The following is a 17,182-nucleotide window of genomic DNA, read 5'->3' on the forward strand; positions in this document are numbered from 1 at the left end:
CTACGAGAAATTGGGTGTAAATGAATTAAAAGTTAGCGCAAAATCCTATCACGATTCATAGGGTACGCCTAGTCTGCCGCAGCGTCTGATTGACGTTGCAGAGCAATTTTTATGCTATCAAAAGAAAAACCCCGCTGTAACAAATGGCGAATCATTTTATCGCGTTGTTTTTGGTCCACCGGAGGCTGCTCACCAAATTTCTTGATGAGTCGCTGATAGCATTGCTGATGCCAGTCTGGCTGGTGCGCCAACAATACTTGTTGTAACAGCGCTTCACTAATCCCTTTTTGTTGGGCTTGCGCCTGTATTTTTCGCACCCCATCGCCTTTTTCTAAGCATTGCTTAACCCAGCTTTCGGTAAACCTTTGATCACTTTGCCAGCCCAATTGCTGGGCTTTAGCAAGCGCTGCTTCTAATGGTTGCTGGGTAAAGCCTCGCTGCCGTAGTTTTTGCTTCAGCTCTAAGGCACTGTGTTCGCGACGGGCTAACAGTCGCAGCAGTACCTCTTCGGCCTGCTGTTGGGTAAGTTCTTGAGCGGTCTTTTTAGTATCAGTCATAAAAATTCAACTTTTAGCCTTAGTTGCGGTCCAACCATTTAATCAACCACACAATGGTAGCAAATAACTATCAAGGAATAAGCTATGTCACGGATTTCTAACTTAACTAAAGTTTCTCTCTTGCTGCTCGGCAGTACTTTTCTGTTGGGCTGCCAGCCCGCTTCTAACGCACCTTCAGCGCCGGCACGTACAATCCAAGTAAGCGGTGATGCTAGCTTAGTTGAAGTGCCTGACCGCATGCAATTTACGCTTTCTATTCGTCAAGAGGGACAACAACTGGTTCAGCTGAAGCAAACCGTAGACACTATCACCGCTGCGCTTTTACAACAATTAGAGCAACTCAATATTGCGAAGCAAGACATCAGTTCTTACCAACTCTTTACCCAACCTATGTATCACTATGACAACAACAAACGCGAGCTTAGCGGTTATCTTGTGTCACGTGAAATGAACATAGTGCTCCGTAATCCAGATCACTACGATAGTATTGTTGAATTTGCCCTCGCCCAAGGCGTGACCGATGTTGGCATGCCCAGGTATGATTTTAGCGATGCGCGGGCGCGGTATGATGAGGCCTTAGCAGCTGCCATTTCAGTGGCGAAACAAAAAGCAGAACTGATGGCGTCAGCGGCTGGCGCAGAGCTGGGCGAAGTGGTGCAAATTAGCGAGCATAGTCAAGCACCGAGAGCGGTCCAAACGCAAGCGGTTGAGGCCTTTAGAAGTAGAGCCATGGCCGATGTCAGCCTACCAGGCACCACTCAAATTGAAGCTCGAGTAAGCGTGAGTTTTGCATTACGCTAACGGGCGCCGCTATCTATTTCAGCCAACCTATGGCGGTCACTTAAGTTGGAATGGTGGCCGTCATGCAATGTAAACCACCTCCTGCTTTGATAAATTCGTCGGCAGCGGCTGCCAGTACTGGTCGTTTACCAGCCCACTGCTGCATGATCTGTAGCGCCTCAGCATCACTGGGTAAGCCAAACTGTGGCACTAACATACACTGCGCCAGATTAACTAAATTAACATAGCTGGCTAATAACGGAGTTGTGCCCCGAACTTTGACACCAGGTTGGCGCCTGATACTGGCAAATTCATCTGGCTCTGGGACAATCGCAGCAGGTTGCGGTAACACCAGAATATGATATGGCTTGCCGCAGACATTGGTTAATTGTCTTAATTGCTCTAACTGTGCAGCGTAATGCTGATACCACGGGCTTGAAGGCTGCGGTAAGCTGGTGACAAGGGTGTCAGGAGCGATAAATTGCGCATGATTATCGACATGGCCGCCAGTCTCATCCAGCGGATTAGCCCAGCGCAGCCATACAATTTGCTGAAGCTGTAACTGCTGCTTTAAATAGGCTTCTATTGCAACGAGTGTCCATTGCGGATTGTTACGCTGCACGCTGGCTTGATGTACGATTGCGGTGCCGGCACCATCCGTTGTTATCGCGCCACCTTCTAGTACCAGATCATGAGCGATAAAACGTTGGCACAAGCGCCGTGCCAGTTGTTTAGCGAAAGCTTGGTCTTGCTGAAAATCAGGGTACAGCCCATGCCAAGCGGTAAACTGAAAACCGTGGGCAAACAATTGCTCGGAACCGCCCCACTGCGGTGCGGTATAAAGCGGTGTGATATCTCGTGCCCAAGCATCGTCATAATTCAGCGCTAGCAACTCGACCGTTGCCGGCAGTTGGGTGCGAGCATACTCCAATTGGGTAGGATGACAACCCACGAAAATATTGCAATAGGGAGCTGCTAGTTGCACTAATTGCCGCAATTGTTGCTGGGCAGGTCGCCCTTGTAAACGCCATACATCATCACGATAAGGCCACAGCAACAACAGCATCTGTTGTTGCTGCCAATCAGCTAATAACCCCATACTTATTGGTTACGAGCTTTGCCCGATTGCTTAGTTTGTTGATGCTGAGTACCTTGCCGCGAACTAGGTTTGCCGGTAGCTTTACCAGTGCCTTTGCCCCGTAATTTACTAGGCCGATTGCTAGAGCGGCCACCAGCTCGCTCTTGCTGCTGCTCATTGTAAGCATCTTTTCTGCTTTCTTGACGGCGTGGCTTACCTTTTGGCTTAGCGGCAGCAGCCGGCTGTTTCGGCTCAGCTGTTTTCGAGCCAGAGCTACCTTTACGGTTCTGCTCCAGCTTTTGTGCCTGCATTCGACGAGCGCGTGAATAGCGCTTCTGCCGTGTTTCTTGCTGACGCGGATCAACAAAGCTACGCGTTTCAGCAGGTAATCCTACAAGTTCACGTAAGTAATTAATTTGCGTCAAGGATAACTCGCCCCAGCCGCTTTGTGGCAAGCCTTGTTCGAGTTTGATATTACCGTAGCGCACACGCATGAGGCGGCTTACTTGCACCCCTTGTGATTCCCATAAACGCCGTACCTCACGGTTGCGGCCTTCAGTTAACATCACGCGGAACCACTGGTTCATGCCTTCACCACCGCCACGTTTAATCTCTTTAAAAGCTGCCGGCCCGTCTTCTAGTTGTACGCCTTTTTTGAGTTTGCGCAACATTGCATCATCAACTTCACCAAACACTCGCACGGCGTATTCACGCTCAATTTCATGGCCTGGATGCATCAACCGGTTGGCCAGCTCACCATCGGTAGTAAAGAGCAATAGCCCCGAAGTATTAACATCCAAACGACCAACCGCAACCCAGCGTGCGCCCTGCATTCTTGGAAGTTTATCGTAAACGGTAGGACGCCCTTCAGGATCACGTCGGGTACAAAGCTCGCCTTCGGGTTTGTGATACATCAACACGCGGCAAATGACATCTTCTGGCGGCTTAATTGTCACTTCATGGCCGTCAATACGAACTTTAGCGTCCGCATCAACACGTTCGCCAAGCGTGGCAACTTCACCATTAATACTGACTCGGCCTGCTGCAATTTTCGCTTCTAATTCGCGACGCGAACCATGGCCTGATCGGGCGAGAACTTTTTGTAACTTTTCACTCATTAGCATTTACTCTATATCTGTCGCTGTCTCAGCGGGTATCTGAGCTGCTTGCGTGCTATTCCTGAGCGGCGCCGGAGCGTCGGGAATAGCCGGTAATTCGGATAAATCCTGTAAACTAAAATAGTCCAGAAATTCGCTTGTAGTGGCATAAAGCTGGGGGCGCCCGGGTACTTCTCGATGCCCGACTACCTTAACCCAACCGCGTTCTTGCAAGGTTTTCATGATTTGCGAACTCACACTAACCCCGCGGATTTCTTCAATATCGCCGCGTGTAATGGGTTGTCGGTAGGCAATCAGTGCTAAGGTTTCTAGTAAAGCTTGCGAGTACCGCGGCGGCTTTTCTTGCCACAAACGGCTTATTATACCACCCAATTCGGTGCGCGTCTGAAATCTGTAACCAGATGCAACTTGTTGCAGTTGCACACCTCGCTCGGCATAGTCTTGTCGTAATTCGTCTAATACCGCAAGCAACTGTTTTTTAGACACTTGTTCAGGAGCAAAGTAAGCTAACAACTGCTGTTCTGACAGCGGTTGCTCGGTAACAAACAAGAGTGCTTCCAAAGCTTGCTTAAGCTGTCTCAATTGCATCGGCAGGTACTCGTTGCGATAGATAGATGTCGCTGAAGGGTTCCACTTGGACCACCTCAATCAAGGCTTCTTTAACTAATTCTAAGGTAGCTAAGAAACTAACCACTACCCCCTGTCGGCCCTCGGCAGCAGTAAAAATCTCTTGCAGTCGAATGCGAGGCTTAGTCTGTAAGAGATCAAGAATTCGGCTCATACGTTCGCGCGTTGATAACTTTTCTCGTTCTACTTGATGGTGATGCTGTAATTGCGCCGTTGCCAATGCTTGACTAAAAGCCAGTGCCAATTCAGCCAAGCTGACGTTGGGTTCTGGTAATTCAAGCTGGTCTCGTACGTCCGTAGCTAATTGTATCGGTGAAAAATCGCGCCCTGCCTGTGGTAATTGCTCAAGCTGCGCAGCTCCCTGTCTAATGGCTTCGTATTCTTGGAGGCGCCGCACCAATTCCGCTCGTGGGTCGATATCGTCATCGTCATTAGCAACCGGCTTAGGTAGCAACATCCGGCTTTTAATCTCGGCCAAGATTGCTGCCATCACGAGATAATCTGCTGCTAACTCTAACTTCAGCTCTTTCATCATGGCCACATATTCCATGTATTGCTGAGTTATGGGGAGGATAGGCAGTTCGACAATATCTAATTGCTGCCGCCGAATTAAATACAAAAGCAGGTCCATCGGCCCAGAAAAACTCTCGAGGATAAGCTCTAGTGCCTCTGGCGGAATATAAAGATCTTCCGGTTTTTCAATAACGGGTTCACCACGAACAAAACCCAACGGGAGTGATTGCTGCTCAGCCGGCATCATGACACCTACTAATCTGCAAAGGGCGTGATATCACCTGCACCAACCCGGCTTACCTTAACTTCATCGTCGGCCATATCAATCACGGTTGTTGGCTCTTCACCACGATGTCCACCATCTATGATCACATCCACCTGACGCTCAAGTCGTTCACGAATTTCGTAGGGATCCGACTCGGCAAATTCATTCTGCCCCAAGACTAAACTCGTCGACATGATTGGTTCGCCCATGGCTTCCAATAAGGCCATCGTGATAGGGTCATCGGACACTCGAATGCCAATCGTTTTACGTTTAGGGTTAAGTAAGCGCCTTGGCACTTCTTTGGTGCCCTTAAGAATAAAGGTGTAGCGCCCTGGAGTATTATTCTTGAGTAACCTAAAGGCGGTATTATCAACTCTTGCGTAAGTTGATAACTCCGATAAATCACGGCACATGAGGGTGAAATTATGCTCTTTATCGATATCACGAATTTGACAGATACGTTCCATCGCATTTTTATCACCGATACGGCAGCCAATCGCATAACCCGAGTCGGTAGGATAAACGGCTACCCCACCGCGCATAATAATCTGTACAGCCTGCTGTATCAGCCGCGCTTGCGGATTTTCTGAATGAATACTGAAATACTGGCTCATATCACTTCAACTTATTACGAGGGTTTAAATTAACTTACTGCCATGTATTCCATATTGGCACACAGTGTGCTGGTAGACAAAGATTTTTGCCTAACTCACGCCACCTACCTGGATTATGGAAATCTGAACCAGCCGACGCCAGCAAGCCGATTTCGCTAGCAAAGGTTGCCAACGCTTCTCGGTGTCCAGGGCTTTGTGCGCCTATGGCTACTTCTAAGGCATCGAGATTATCGGCCTTGGCGTCTTGCAATAACCGCCGCAACCACTTGTTACTTAACTGATAAGCGTGAGGATGCGCCAATACAGTGGTCCCCCCTGCTGCTTTGATCGTCGCAATCGCAGTTGCTAAATCAACCCACTCAGCTGCAACATAGGCTTGTTGTCCTTTGCCTAAATAACGCCGAAATGCGGCTTCAAAGCTACTAACCCAGCCACCTTCGAGCAAAGCCTCAGCCAAATGCTTGCGCGTTGGCATGGTCAGTTGTTCTGCTAGGGGCGGCTCAATTGCAATACCTGCTTTGGCAAGCTTAGCCACCATACCGGCGTAACGGTCGCGCCTGACCTGCTGCTGCTGCGCTAGCAATTGACGTAACTTATCGTCTTCGGCATCAAAATTCACCCCGACCAAATGAATTTCATGTTGCTGCCAACGGCAGGTTAATTCAACGCCGTTCACCAACGTCAGTGGCAACTGCTGTTGCGTTATTGCCGCACGCGCCACGGGCAGAGCATCAATGGTATCGTGATCAGTAATCGCCAAATGGGTCACACCATAGTGATGAGCCCGCGCCACGAGATCCGCAGGAGTTAAGCCGCCATCAGAATAATTACTATGACAATGCAGATCGTAACAAAGGGTCATATCTTAGCAGCCAATTCAGCCCCTTGACGAATGGCTCGTTTGGCATCCAGTTCAGCTGCAACATCGGCCCCACCAATTAAATGTACTTGCATCCCCGCTTGCTCTAATTGCTGCTGCAGTTCTCGCTGAGGTACTTGCCCGGCACAAATAACAATGTGGTCAACCTCAAGTAGTTGGCTTTGCCCATCTTGCTCGATCCATAAACCTTCGTCCGTGACTTTTTGATAGGTCACTCCAGCTAGCATTTTAACGCCTTTTTTATTGAGCGTAGCACGATGCACCCAGCCAGAGGTTTTACCTAAGCCAGCGCCAACTTTACTGGTTTTACGTTGCAGTAAATACACCTCACGTTCACTTGTCTCGGCTTTGGGTGCGGCTAGAGCACCCCGCTGTTGATAGCTATCATCAACGCCCCAAATCGCAGACCATTCTTTAATATCAAGCGATGGCGATGTTGCCGTCGTTAAATACTCGGCCACATCAAAGCCAATCCCTCCAGCACCGATCAGGGCCACACGTTTGCCCACTGGTTTATGATCACGCAACACATCCAAGTAACCCAAGACCTTAGGCGAATCACTACCGCTTATTGCTACTTCACGAGGTACTACCCCCGTTGCCAGTACCACTTCGGTGAACCCTTGTTGCTGTAAACTGTCGGCAGTTTGTCGCTGGCCCAAGTGCACGTTTACTCCAGCTGTTTGCAGGCGCTGCTTATAATACCGCAAGGTTTCATAAAACTCTTCTTTACCAGGAATTTGTTTAGCGTAGTTAAACTGCCCACCAATGTCGTCACTACCATCAAATAGGTGCACCTCATGACCTCGTTCCGCAGCGCGACAGGCGAACTCTAATCCGGCTGGGCCTGCACCTACCACCGCAAGTTTCTTCGGCTGTAGCACTGGCTTAAAGACCAACTCGGTTTCATAACATGCTTGTGGGTTAACTAAACAACTGGCTCGTTTATTCTCAAACACATGATCTAAACAGGCTTGGTTACAGGCAATACAAGTATTGATGTGTTGAGCTTGGTTCGCTGCTGCCTTGTTCACAAAATGGGGGTCAGCCAGCAGTGGCCGAGCCATAGACACCATATCCGCTTCATCATTAGCCAAGATTTGTTCGGCTATTTCGGGCGTATTAATTCGGTTCACAGCAACCACTGGAACCGATAGGTGTTTGCGTACCCGCGCGGTTATCCAACTAAATGCAGCGCGTGGTACCGACGTCACAATGGTAGGAACCCTTGCCTCATGCCAACCAATACCGCTATTAATAATATTCACGCCGGCTTGTTCTACCCGTTTACCTAACTCAACCACTTCATCGAACTGATTACCATCTGGCACTAGGTCTAACATGGACAATCGATAAATAATGATAAATTCAGGACCTACCGCAGCACGAATAGCCTTAATAATTTCTACCGGAAAACGCGCTCTGTTTTCAAATTCACCACCCCACTTATCATTACGCTGATTAGTACGCGGGCAAATAAACTGATTGATTAAATAGCCTTCAGAGCCCATTACCTCAACCCCATCATAACCGGCTTTCTGTGCCAGTTTAGCGGCCCGTGCAAAATGCTTGATGGTGGTTTGGATTTGCCGCTCTGTCATCGCTTTCGGAGTAAACGGAGTGATCGGTGCTTTGAGCTTACTCGGTGCCACTGAAAAAGGATGATAGGCATAGCGACCAGTATGCAAAATTTGCATACATATCTTGCCATCATGTTGATGCACAGCCGTCGTGATTTTTCGATGCTTGGCCACTTGCCAAGGTCGACTCAGCTCGCTCCCAAAAGGGCTAATACGGCCACGAAAATTCGGACTAATACCGCCAGTAACTATTAACCCGACGCCACCCTTAGCTCGTTCAGCATAAAACGCCGCTAGTTTTTCAAATCCATTTTTTTCTTCTTCAAGGCCAGTATGCATAGACCCCATTAAAATGCGATTTTTAATCTGAGTAAAACCTAAGTCTAACGGCTGAAATAAATGCATGTATGGCGACGTCACGTTAACCCCTAATTAAACAAGTGTTTGAATAATGCCACTGTACTCATTTTTGACTAAAAATAATAGCCTATATTGACGTTGAAACGGGTGTTGGTCTGTTTACTATCGCCACTCATAGAGCCACCTACAAACGGTTGGTTACGCGCAGTAACTAAATCAAAATAAGTATACAAACCACCGGCGCTAACAGCCACGCCCAACACATTCATCACCGTATCTTCCGTATAAAAGCGCTTATTCGTCATTAAACTAAAATCGTTGTAAAAGGTAAGATCTGTGACAGGTCCCCATTGCACCGGAAGGCTATAGGCCAAGTTAGCGCTATACAAAGTCGCTTTGCTAGGAATCGTATCGTAATAAGCATAAGCACCAACAACGATACCTTGTTCAGCTAGCTCCATATCGTAATCATACTGAGTCACCTGCCCCATCAGGGTCCAGCGATTGATATTATAGACACCGTGCACCGCCCATGCCTGCCGCTCACCTATATTATCAGTTCCGTTATTCATATCACCGAACTGCCAGCTGGCACCAATTTCAACCGACTTATCAGCGGCTAAGTCGTATTTACGCGCCGCCCGCAAGGCCACACTATTCGATTCGGCCACTAGTGCAGTAGGGTCATCGTAGAGTCCTTCACCAGCCAGACGAACGCCCAAGGCATCGTAGGCATAACGATCGGCTTTGCTTGGCGATAGGCCATTGACGCCACCCATTTCGTCACCCTTAAAAAAGGCAACGTCAAAGTCCCAATCACTACTGCGGTAAAGTAGCTTGGCACCTAAGTCGTGATCATCTTCAAGGCCTACATAAAAGTTCGAGCTAAAAAAGTAGCTGTTGGAATTATAGGGCGTGATCCCAAACGGCACTTTAGTGACGCCCAATTGTCCCTGCCACTGTTCAGAAAAGTTGTAACCTACCCATGCATGTTGCACCGTATCCATGTACTGGAACCAACGGTACTGTGCTGACAGCACGACATCTCCTATTTCACCGCTGTAGTCGATGCGGACCAAATCAAATTCAAAATCACCACCGCGGTCTTTAAGAGGATCGTTATAATCTTCCCATTTGTATTGCATGCGCACAGCACCACCGATTCTAATAGGATCATTCTGTGCTGCTTGTATATCCTCTTCTAAACGTTCAACACGTGCTGCCAAGGCCGAGCTTTTAGCTTGTCGACGCGCCGCCACTTGCTCTACTTGTTGGTTCGCTGTGGCATTTGTAGTTGCTGTTGTTGTAGTCGTTGCTGCTGAGTCTGATTGCTCAGCAAGTTTCTGCTCTAATTCAATAACCCGTTGTTGCAGTTGTTGTAACTGTTGCATCACGGCTTTTAATTCAGCCGCTGTTTCTGCATCTTGTGCAACAGCTTCACTCGTATTCAAACTGACAAGGGTTGCTAGCGCTAGTGCTACCGAGGTTGGTTTCATAGGGACTTCTCCTTAGCGTAGAATATGTAAAAAATGCATATGCTTGTGATAGTGATCTATTAGGTCACCAATAACCGCTTCGCGCGACCAACCCAGCACATCATAATCTTGCCCGCCTTCACGCAAATGCACTTCTGCTCGGTAGTATTTTTGCTCCTCGGCAACCTCGACAGGTGCCGCGGTGGCACTCACCTCATCCATATGCAAAAAGGCTGGCTGTATGTGAGCAGCCAATTTCACTTGGTAAATAAAGTCTATTTCGTCGCCATGCTGAACTCGAAAGGTCTTTTGCCCTTGCTCATTTGTGTCCAACACGACCGTTAAGCCACTGGCACGCATCTCTTCAGCAACCTCATTAAAGGCTGGCGTAATCACTTGACCTAAAAAGCGTTCACCCACGGCTTTACTAGGGAAATCGATGATATTGTGCAATCGTTCACGCCAGTTCTTATTGCTCATAGCCGACGCTGTGAGGTAGTTATTCTGCAAGGTGTCTTTTTTGTGCACATCAACACGCAACGCCTTAATTAAACCGTAGGTGGCTATCATCAGGACAATGGTAAAAGGTAAGGCACTAGCAATGGTCATCGTCTGTAGCGCCCCTAAACCACCTGCTAGCAGCAGAATAATCGCCACAATACCCTCGCCACTGGCCCAGAAGATCCGTTGCCATACCGGCGTATCATCACGTCCGTTTGAACAAAGCATATCTACCACCATTGAGCCTGAGTCTGAAGAGGTGACAAAGAACACCACCACCATCAAGGTCGCAATGAAAGATAATGCGGTACTGAATGGAAACTGCTCTAAGAAGACAAACAGGGCTACCGAGACATCTTCTTGCACCGCCTTACCTAAGCTTTCCGCGCCTTGGTTAAGCACCATATCAATAGCCGAATTACCGAAAAAGGTCATCCACATTAAGGTGAAACCGGCCGGTACCAATAACACCCCGAGTACAAACTCGCGAATGGTACGACCGCGCGATACCCGTGCGATAAACAAGCCCACAAATGGTGCCCAACTTAGCCACCATCCCCAGTAGAAAACGGTCCAACCGCCAATCCAATCAGTTTTTTGGTAAGCGAATAAATTGAAGGTGTTACTGACAATTTCAGAAACGTAGGCACCGGTGTTTTGTACAAAAGCTTGTAATAGAAAGACCGTGGGGCCCAAAACCAAAACAAAGACTAACAGCAACACTGCCAGCCCCATATTTAACTCAGATAAGCGGCGGATGCCCTTGTCTAAGCCGGTTGTTACAGAAATCACGGCTAACAAGGTAACGCCAATAATCAGCAACACTTGCACTAAGTTTGACACAGGAATATCAAACAAATAATTAATTCCGGCATTAATTTGTGTTACGCCATAACCAAGCGAGGTGGCGACCCCAAATACGGTCCCGATAACCGCGAACACATCCACCGCATGTCCAATAGGCCCATAAATACGATCTCCGATTAACGGATACAAGGCAGATCGTAAGGTCAGCGGCAGGCCATGACGGTATGCAAAAAAGGCTAGGATCAGTGCCACGATGGCGTAGATTGCCCATGCATGTAAGCCCCAATGGAAAAAGGTAATCTTCATGGCTTCGCGAGCAGCTTCTACCGAACCAGCTTCAGCTACGGGAGGCGACAGAAAATGCATGATAGGTTCGGCTACTCCAAAAAACATGAGGCCAATACCCATTCCGGCAGAAAATAGCATCGAAAACCAAGTTATTTTTGAGTAATCAGGTTCGGAATGGTCAGGCCCCAATTTTATCAAACCAAAACGGGAAAACCCCAAGTACACTACACTCAATAGAATCACTGCTACCGCAAGCACATAAAACCAACTAGCGTTATCAATAATTGCTGCTTGTACCGTTTGAAAGAGCTGATTTGCGATATCTGGCCAAATAGCCGAGAAAAGTAAGATAAGGGTGATAAGCCCAGCGGCCGAATAGAAGACCGGCGGATTGAGTCTTGCAGGCGTCGTACTATGCATACACAATTCCTTGCGTGATGGTTCGTAAGTGCCTTAATTATAGATGATTTTAATATTTTTTTCTCGCGCCCAAAAAAAACGGCCCCAGATGGAGCCGTTTTCGCTTTCGTTTATTACGTCTTAAGTATCAATTTATCACTCAAACGAGCAATCCATTAGATAACTTCAGCGCGCTCTACAATTTCAACTAATGCCCAAGACTTAGTCTTAGATACTGGACGAGTTTCGCGAATAATCACGGTATCGCCAGCTTTACACTCGTTGTTTTCGTCGTGTGCGTGTAACTTAGTGGTACGGGTAATGTACTTACCATATACCGGGTGTTTAACACGGCGAGTTACTGCAACAGTGATAGACTTGTCCATCTTGTCGCTAGTTACACGACCTTGCAGAGTACGAATACGTTTTTCTTCAGCCATTACGCACCTGCCTTCTCAGTCAGAATAGTTTTAACACGTGCGATATCACGACGCACTTGCTTCAACATGTGAGTTTGATTCAGCTGGCCAGTTGCAGCTTGCATGCGCAGGTTAAACTGCTCACGACGCAAACCTAGCAATTCTTCTTGCAGCTGCTCAACGGTTTTTTCTTTCAGTTCGTTCGCTTTCATTACATCACCGTCCGAGTCACAAAGGTGGTTTTGAATGGCAGCTTACGTGCCGCAAGAGTAAATGCTTCACGAGCAATCTCTTCCGAAACACCGTCCATTTCATACAGGACACGACCTGGCTGAATTTGAGCTACCCAATATTCCACGCTACCTTTACCTTTACCCATACGCACTTCAAGTGGCTTCTGAGTAATTGGCTTGTCTGGGAATACGCGGATCCAAATCTTACCTTGACGTTTCACGTGACGCGTCATGGCACGACGAGCTGCTTCGATTTGACGCGCAGTCATACGACCGCGTTCAACCGATTTTAAACCGAAAGTACCGAAGCTAACTTTGTTACCTGCTTGCGCCAGACCACGGTTGCGGCCTTTGTGTACCTTACGGAATTTTGTACGCTTTGGTTGTAACATATCGTATCTCCTTACTTACGGCCTTTAGGGCGTTTTGCTGGAGCTGCTGGTTTTTCTTCAGCAACTGGCATGCCGCCTAGAACTTCGCCTTTGAAGATCCAAACTTTAATGCCGATAATACCGTAAGTGGTGCTTGCTTCGGCAGTAGCGTAATCGATGTCCGCACGCAATGTGTGCAATGGAACACGACCTTCACGATACCACTCGCTACGAGCGATTTCAGCGCCGCCTAAACGACCGCTTACTTCCACTTTGATACCCTTAGCGCCAAGACGCATTGCGTTCTGTACCGCGCGCTTCATAGCACGACGGAACATCACACGACGCTCTAATTGGCCTGCGATGTTTTCACCAACCAGTTGTGCGTCAAGCTCAGGCTTGCGTACTTCTGAGATGTTGATTTGCGCAGGAACGCCAGTCAATTTAGAAACTGCTTGACGCAATTTCTCTACATCTTCGCCTTTCTTACCAATCACAACACCTGGACGGGCTGTGTGGATAGTTACACGGATGCTCTTAGCTGGACGCTCGATAACGATGCGAGAAACTGACGCTGCCGCCAGCTCTTTTTGCAACATTTTACGAACCAAGTGGTCGCTGTGCAGGTTATCAGCAAAATCTTTTGTATTCGCGAACCAGGTTGCATTCCATGGTTTGGTGATACCTAGGCGAATACCATTAGGATGTACTTTCTGACCCATAACTTATCTCCTAGCTATCCGATACAACCACAGTAATGTGGCTGGTACGCTTAAAGATACGATCAGCACGACCTTTCGCACGAGGCATGATGCGTTTCATAGTAGGACCTTCGTCTACCATTACTTTTGCAACTTTTAACTCGTCGATGTCGGCACCTTCGTTGTGTTCAGCATTCGCAATGGCTGATTCCAACACCTTTTTCAGCAGGCCAGCTGCATCTTTAGGGCTGTAAGCCAAAATTTCCAGAGCTTTCGCTACTGGTAAACCGCGAATCTGGTCAGCAACCAACCGGCCTTTCTGCGCTGATAGGCGAGCAAATTTGTGAATAGCAATAGCTTCCATTTCAACTCTCCCTTAGCGTTTCTTGGCTTTCTTATCAGCGGCGTGGCCACGATAAGTGCGGGTTGGTGCAAATTCACCAAGCTTGTGACCAATCATTTCGTCAGAAACGAATACTGGCACGTGCTGGCGACCGTTATGAACAGCGATAGTTAAGCCGATCATATCAGGGATAATCATTGAACGACGGGACCAAGTTTTAATTGGCTTTTTGTCCCCGGCTTCCAACGCTTTCTCCACCTTATTCAATAGGTGAAGGTCGATAAATGGACCTTTTTTAAGAGAACGTGGCATGTCTAATCCTCAACTCTTATTTGTTGCGACGACGTACGATGAACTTATCAGTACGCTTGTTCTTACGGGTCTTATAACCCTTAGTCGGAGTACCCCATGGGGTAACCGGGTGACGACCACCAGAAGTACGACCTTCACCACCACCGTGCGGGTGATCAACCGGGTTCATCGCCACACCACGTACGGTAGGACGAACACCACGCCAGCGCTTCGCACCAGCTTTACCCAATTGACGCAGCATGTGTTCTGCGTTGCCTACTTCACCGATGGTTGCACGGCAATCCGCCTGAATTCGGCGCATTTCGCCAGAACGCAGACGTACTGTTACGTACGCGCCATCGCGAGCCAATACCTGTACTGACGCACCAGCTGAACGAGCTAGCTGAGCACCTTTACCAGGCTTCATTTCAATTGCGTGTACAACTGCACCCACTGGGATATTGCGCAGTGGCAAAGCGTTACCCGCTTTGATTGGTGCATCTGAACCAGACTGTACTTTATCGCCAGCTTTCATGCCCTTAGGAGCAAGAATGTAACGACGCTCACCGTCTGCATACAGAATCAATGCAATGTTAGCTGAACGGTTTGGATCATATTCCAAACGCTCTACTTTTGCAGGGATGCCGTCTTTGTCGCGTTTAAAGTCAACCATACGGTAGTGATGCTTGTGACCACCGCCGATATGACGAACAGTAATACGACCATTGTTGTTACGACCACCATTTTTGCTGTTTTTATCCAACAATGGGGCGTAAGGCTTACCTTTGTACAGGTCTTCGTTAACCACTTTAACAACGTGGCGACGACCTGGAGACGTAGGCTTACACTTAACTAATGCCATGTGAATTCCTCCTGTTACTCAGCGCCGCCGACGAAGTCGATGTCCGCACCTTCTTTCAGGGTGACATACGCTTTTTTCCAGTCGCTACGCTTACCGAAGCGCATACCGGTACGTTTGGTTTTGCCTTTTACGTTCACAGTACGAACGCTATCAACCTCAACTTCAAACAGCTTTTCTACTGCTGCTTTGATTTGTGCTTTGGTTGCAGTCGTTGCTACTTTGAACACGACAGTGTTAGCAGTTTCTGCAGTCATAGTAGACTTCTCAGAAACATGAGGAGCTAGGATTACAGTCAGCAAACGTTCTTCGCGCATCATGATAACACCTCCTCAATTTGCTTCACTGCGTCAGCAGTCATCAATACTTTTTCAAAAGCAATCAGGCTTACTGGGTCGATACCTTGTACGTCACGCACGTCTACTTTGTGTAGGTTACGTGATGCTAAGAACAAGTTCTCGTCTACTTCTTTAGTCACGATTAATACATCGTGTAAATCCATAGCTTTCAGTTTAGCTGCTAATTCTTTTGTTTTTGGAGCTTCTACTGCAAAGCTCTCAACCACGATTAGACGATCTTGACGAACTAATTCAGACAAGATGCTCTTCATTGCACCGCGGTACATTTTCTTGTTTACTTTTTGGTCGTGGCTGCGTGGTTTCGCTGCGAAAGTAGTACCACCTGAGCGCCAAATAGGGCTACGGATAGTACCAGCACGAGCACGGCCAGTTCCTTTTTGACGCCATGGCTTTTTGCCACCGCCAGATACTTCAGAACGCGTTTTTTGCGCTTTGGTACCCTGACGAGCGCCAGCTGCATAGGCAACTACTACCTGATGAATCAAAGCTTCGTTGAACTCACGTCCAAAGGTAGCTTCGGAAACTTCAAGAGCGCCTTTTGCGTCTTTTAATGTTAATTCCATCACCATTCTCCTCAGACGTTACGCCTTAGCCTTGACTGCTGGCTTGATGATTACATCGCCGCCAGTAGCACCAGGGACAGCGCCACGAATCAGCAACAAACCACGCTCTGCGTCAACACGTACTACATCAAGAGTTTGTACGGTTACTTGTTTGTTACCCATCTGACCTGCCATCTTCTTGCCTTTGAAAACCCGACCAGGAGACTGGTTTTGACCGATAGAACCCGGCGCGCGATGCGACAACGAGTTACCATGGGTAGCGTCCTGAGTACGGAAATTCCAGCGCTTAATAGCACCTTGGAAACCTTTACCTTTTGAGGTACCGGTAACGTCTACTTTTTTGGTGTCTGCGAAAATTTCTACAGTAATTTCAGAACCTACTGCGTATTCTTCACCTTCACCGTCCTCTAGGCGGAATTCCCAGAGACCGCGACCTGCTTCAACACCCGCTTTTGCGAAGTGACCAGCAAGTGGTTTAGTAACACGGTTTGCTTTTTTAGTACCTGCAGTCACTTGAAGCGCGCGGTAACCGTCAGTTTCCTCAGTTTTCACCTGAGTCACACGGTTTGCTGTCACTTCGATCACAGTAACAGGTACAGAAGCGCCGTCTTCTTGGAAGACGCGAGTCATTCCTACTTTACGACCGACTAGACCAATAGCCATTGTTAAAACCTCTCGTGTGTAATCCTATTACTGCCCGCTTAGCCCAAGCTGATCTGTACATCTACACCCGCAGCAAGATCCAAACGCATTAAAGCGTCAACAGTCTTGTCAGTTGGGTCCATGATGTCGATCAGACGCTTATGGGTACGGATCTCGTACTGGTCACGCGCATCTTTGTTTACGTGCGGAGAAATAAGCACAGTAAAACGTTCTTTGCGCGTTGGCAGTGGAATTGGACCACGTACCTGAGCACCAGTGCGTTTTGCAGTTTCTACGATTTCTGCAGTCGACTGGTCAATCAGACGATGATCGAACGCTTTCAAGCGAATCCGAATTCTTTGATTAGCCATAATAAAATCAAAGCCTCAATAAAAGAGCATTTAAAAAAGAGCACAGAAAAAAACCTACACCCTGGCACATACCGGGCGAGGTATTTTCAACGAAAATCCATTCAATCCCCTATCGGGACTGCTGTGGCAACCAATTACAGTCGCGAGAGCTCCAAGGAGTTCATCAACTGTGGCCGCGAATTATACAC

The 17,182-nt window shown here is 48.0% G+C and carries 21 protein-coding genes and 1 pseudogene; 1 reads left to right on the forward strand and 21 read right to left on the reverse strand.

Annotated features, from left to right (window positions below; genetic code table 11):
- Positions 1-68 precede the first annotated feature (68 nt).
- Positions 69-557, reverse strand: a complete 489-nt coding sequence (locus AB8S08_RS08560; protein ID WP_181394932.1) for a regulatory protein RecX — start codon at positions 555-557, stop codon at positions 69-71.
- A gap of 84 nt (positions 558-641) precedes the next feature.
- Here AB8S08_RS08560 and AB8S08_RS08565 point away from each other — a divergent pair, with 84 nt between their 5' ends.
- Positions 642-1,358, forward strand: coding sequence for an SIMPL domain-containing protein (locus tag AB8S08_RS08565; protein WP_369742510.1), 717 nt, complete (start codon positions 642-644; stop codon positions 1,356-1,358).
- A 40-nt stretch (positions 1,359-1,398) separates the two neighbouring features.
- Here AB8S08_RS08565 and AB8S08_RS08570 read toward each other — a convergent pair whose 3' ends face one another.
- From AB8S08_RS08570 to rpsJ, 20 genes and pseudogenes are all read right to left on the reverse strand, one after another.
- Positions 1,399-2,436, reverse strand: a complete 1,038-nt coding sequence (locus tag AB8S08_RS08570; RefSeq protein WP_369742511.1) for an agmatine deiminase family protein — start codon at positions 2,434-2,436, stop codon at positions 1,399-1,401.
- Between the two features lie 281 nt (positions 2,437-2,717).
- Positions 2,718-3,533 (reverse strand): annotated as a pseudogene (rluB, locus tag AB8S08_RS08575) (23S rRNA pseudouridine(2605) synthase RluB); the annotation flags it as partial.
- Positions 3,534-3,539: 6 nt separating this feature from the next.
- A complete protein-coding gene (gene scpB, locus AB8S08_RS08580; protein ID WP_369742512.1) occupies positions 3,540-4,121 on the reverse strand; it encodes an SMC-Scp complex subunit ScpB in 582 nt (193 codons plus the stop codon).
- A complete protein-coding gene (locus tag AB8S08_RS08585; RefSeq protein ID WP_369742513.1) occupies positions 4,102-4,920 on the reverse strand; it encodes a ScpA family protein in 819 nt (272 codons plus the stop codon). The genes scpB and AB8S08_RS08585 overlap by 20 nt, the downstream gene beginning before the upstream one ends.
- Before the next feature lie 8 nt (positions 4,921-4,928).
- Positions 4,929-5,552 carry an L-threonylcarbamoyladenylate synthase gene (locus AB8S08_RS08590; RefSeq protein WP_110076195.1) on the reverse strand — a complete coding sequence of 208 codons (624 nt, stop codon included), beginning with the start codon at positions 5,550-5,552 and terminating at the stop codon, positions 4,929-4,931.
- Between the two features lie 34 nt (positions 5,553-5,586).
- Entirely contained in the window at positions 5,587-6,414 is an 828-nt protein-coding gene (locus AB8S08_RS08595; RefSeq protein ID WP_369742514.1) for a PHP domain-containing protein, read from the reverse strand.
- Positions 6,411-8,417, reverse strand: a complete 2,007-nt coding sequence (locus AB8S08_RS08600) for an FAD-dependent oxidoreductase (RefSeq protein ID WP_369744193.1) — start codon at positions 8,415-8,417, stop codon at positions 6,411-6,413. Before AB8S08_RS08600 ends, AB8S08_RS08595 begins: the two co-directional genes overlap by 4 nt.
- Positions 8,418-8,485: 68 nt before the next feature.
- Entirely contained in the window at positions 8,486-9,868 is a 1,383-nt protein-coding gene (locus AB8S08_RS08605; protein ID WP_369742515.1) for a carbohydrate porin, read from the reverse strand.
- Between the two features lie 12 nt (positions 9,869-9,880).
- Positions 9,881-11,863 carry a BCCT family transporter gene (locus AB8S08_RS08610; protein ID WP_369742516.1) on the reverse strand — a complete coding sequence of 661 codons (1,983 nt, stop codon included), beginning with the start codon at positions 11,861-11,863 and terminating at the stop codon, positions 9,881-9,883.
- Positions 11,864-12,018: 155 nt separating this feature from the next.
- Entirely contained in the window at positions 12,019-12,282 is a 264-nt protein-coding gene (gene rpsQ, locus AB8S08_RS08615) for a 30S ribosomal protein S17 (protein WP_110076191.1), read from the reverse strand.
- The gene (rpmC, locus tag AB8S08_RS08620; protein WP_110076190.1) at positions 12,282-12,473 is read right to left on the reverse strand and encodes a 50S ribosomal protein L29; all 192 of its coding nucleotides are present in this window, start codon (positions 12,471-12,473) and stop codon (positions 12,282-12,284) included. Before rpmC ends, rpsQ begins: the two co-directional genes overlap by 1 nt.
- Positions 12,473-12,886, reverse strand: coding sequence for a 50S ribosomal protein L16 (gene rplP / locus AB8S08_RS08625; RefSeq protein WP_110076189.1), 414 nt, complete (start codon positions 12,884-12,886; stop codon positions 12,473-12,475). The genes rpmC and rplP overlap by 1 nt, the downstream gene beginning before the upstream one ends.
- 11 nt (positions 12,887-12,897) lie before the next feature.
- Entirely contained in the window at positions 12,898-13,587 is a 690-nt protein-coding gene (gene rpsC / locus AB8S08_RS08630) for a 30S ribosomal protein S3 (protein ID WP_110076188.1), read from the reverse strand.
- A gap of 10 nt (positions 13,588-13,597) precedes the next feature.
- Positions 13,598-13,930 (reverse strand): 50S ribosomal protein L22, encoded by a 333-nt coding sequence (rplV, locus tag AB8S08_RS08635; RefSeq protein ID WP_110076187.1) that lies wholly within the window; start codon positions 13,928-13,930, stop codon positions 13,598-13,600.
- 12 nt (positions 13,931-13,942) lie between these two features.
- Positions 13,943-14,221, reverse strand: coding sequence for a 30S ribosomal protein S19 (rpsS, locus tag AB8S08_RS08640; RefSeq protein WP_026860408.1), 279 nt, complete (start codon positions 14,219-14,221; stop codon positions 13,943-13,945).
- Between the two features lie 16 nt (positions 14,222-14,237).
- The gene (gene rplB, locus AB8S08_RS08645) at positions 14,238-15,062 is read right to left on the reverse strand and encodes a 50S ribosomal protein L2 (RefSeq protein ID WP_110076186.1); all 825 of its coding nucleotides are present in this window, start codon (positions 15,060-15,062) and stop codon (positions 14,238-14,240) included.
- Positions 15,063-15,076: 14 nt separating this feature from the next.
- Entirely contained in the window at positions 15,077-15,379 is a 303-nt protein-coding gene (gene rplW / locus AB8S08_RS08650; RefSeq protein WP_110076185.1) for a 50S ribosomal protein L23, read from the reverse strand.
- Entirely contained in the window at positions 15,376-15,981 is a 606-nt protein-coding gene (rplD, locus tag AB8S08_RS08655; RefSeq protein ID WP_110076184.1) for a 50S ribosomal protein L4, read from the reverse strand. The genes rplW and rplD overlap by 4 nt, the downstream gene beginning before the upstream one ends.
- Positions 15,982-15,999: 18 nt before the next feature.
- Positions 16,000-16,644: a 50S ribosomal protein L3 gene (rplC, locus tag AB8S08_RS08660; protein ID WP_110076183.1), complete on the reverse strand. Its 645-nt coding sequence runs from the start codon at positions 16,642-16,644 to the stop codon at positions 16,000-16,002.
- A 38-nt stretch (positions 16,645-16,682) separates the two neighbouring features.
- Entirely contained in the window at positions 16,683-16,994 is a 312-nt protein-coding gene (gene rpsJ, locus AB8S08_RS08665) for a 30S ribosomal protein S10 (protein ID WP_008488677.1), read from the reverse strand.
- Positions 16,995-17,182 lie beyond the last annotated feature (188 nt).

Source organism: Pseudidiomarina sp. PP-1MA (assembly GCF_041200125.1).
In the GTDB taxonomy this organism is placed as follows: domain Bacteria; phylum Pseudomonadota; class Gammaproteobacteria; order Enterobacterales; family Alteromonadaceae; genus Pseudidiomarina; species Pseudidiomarina fusca.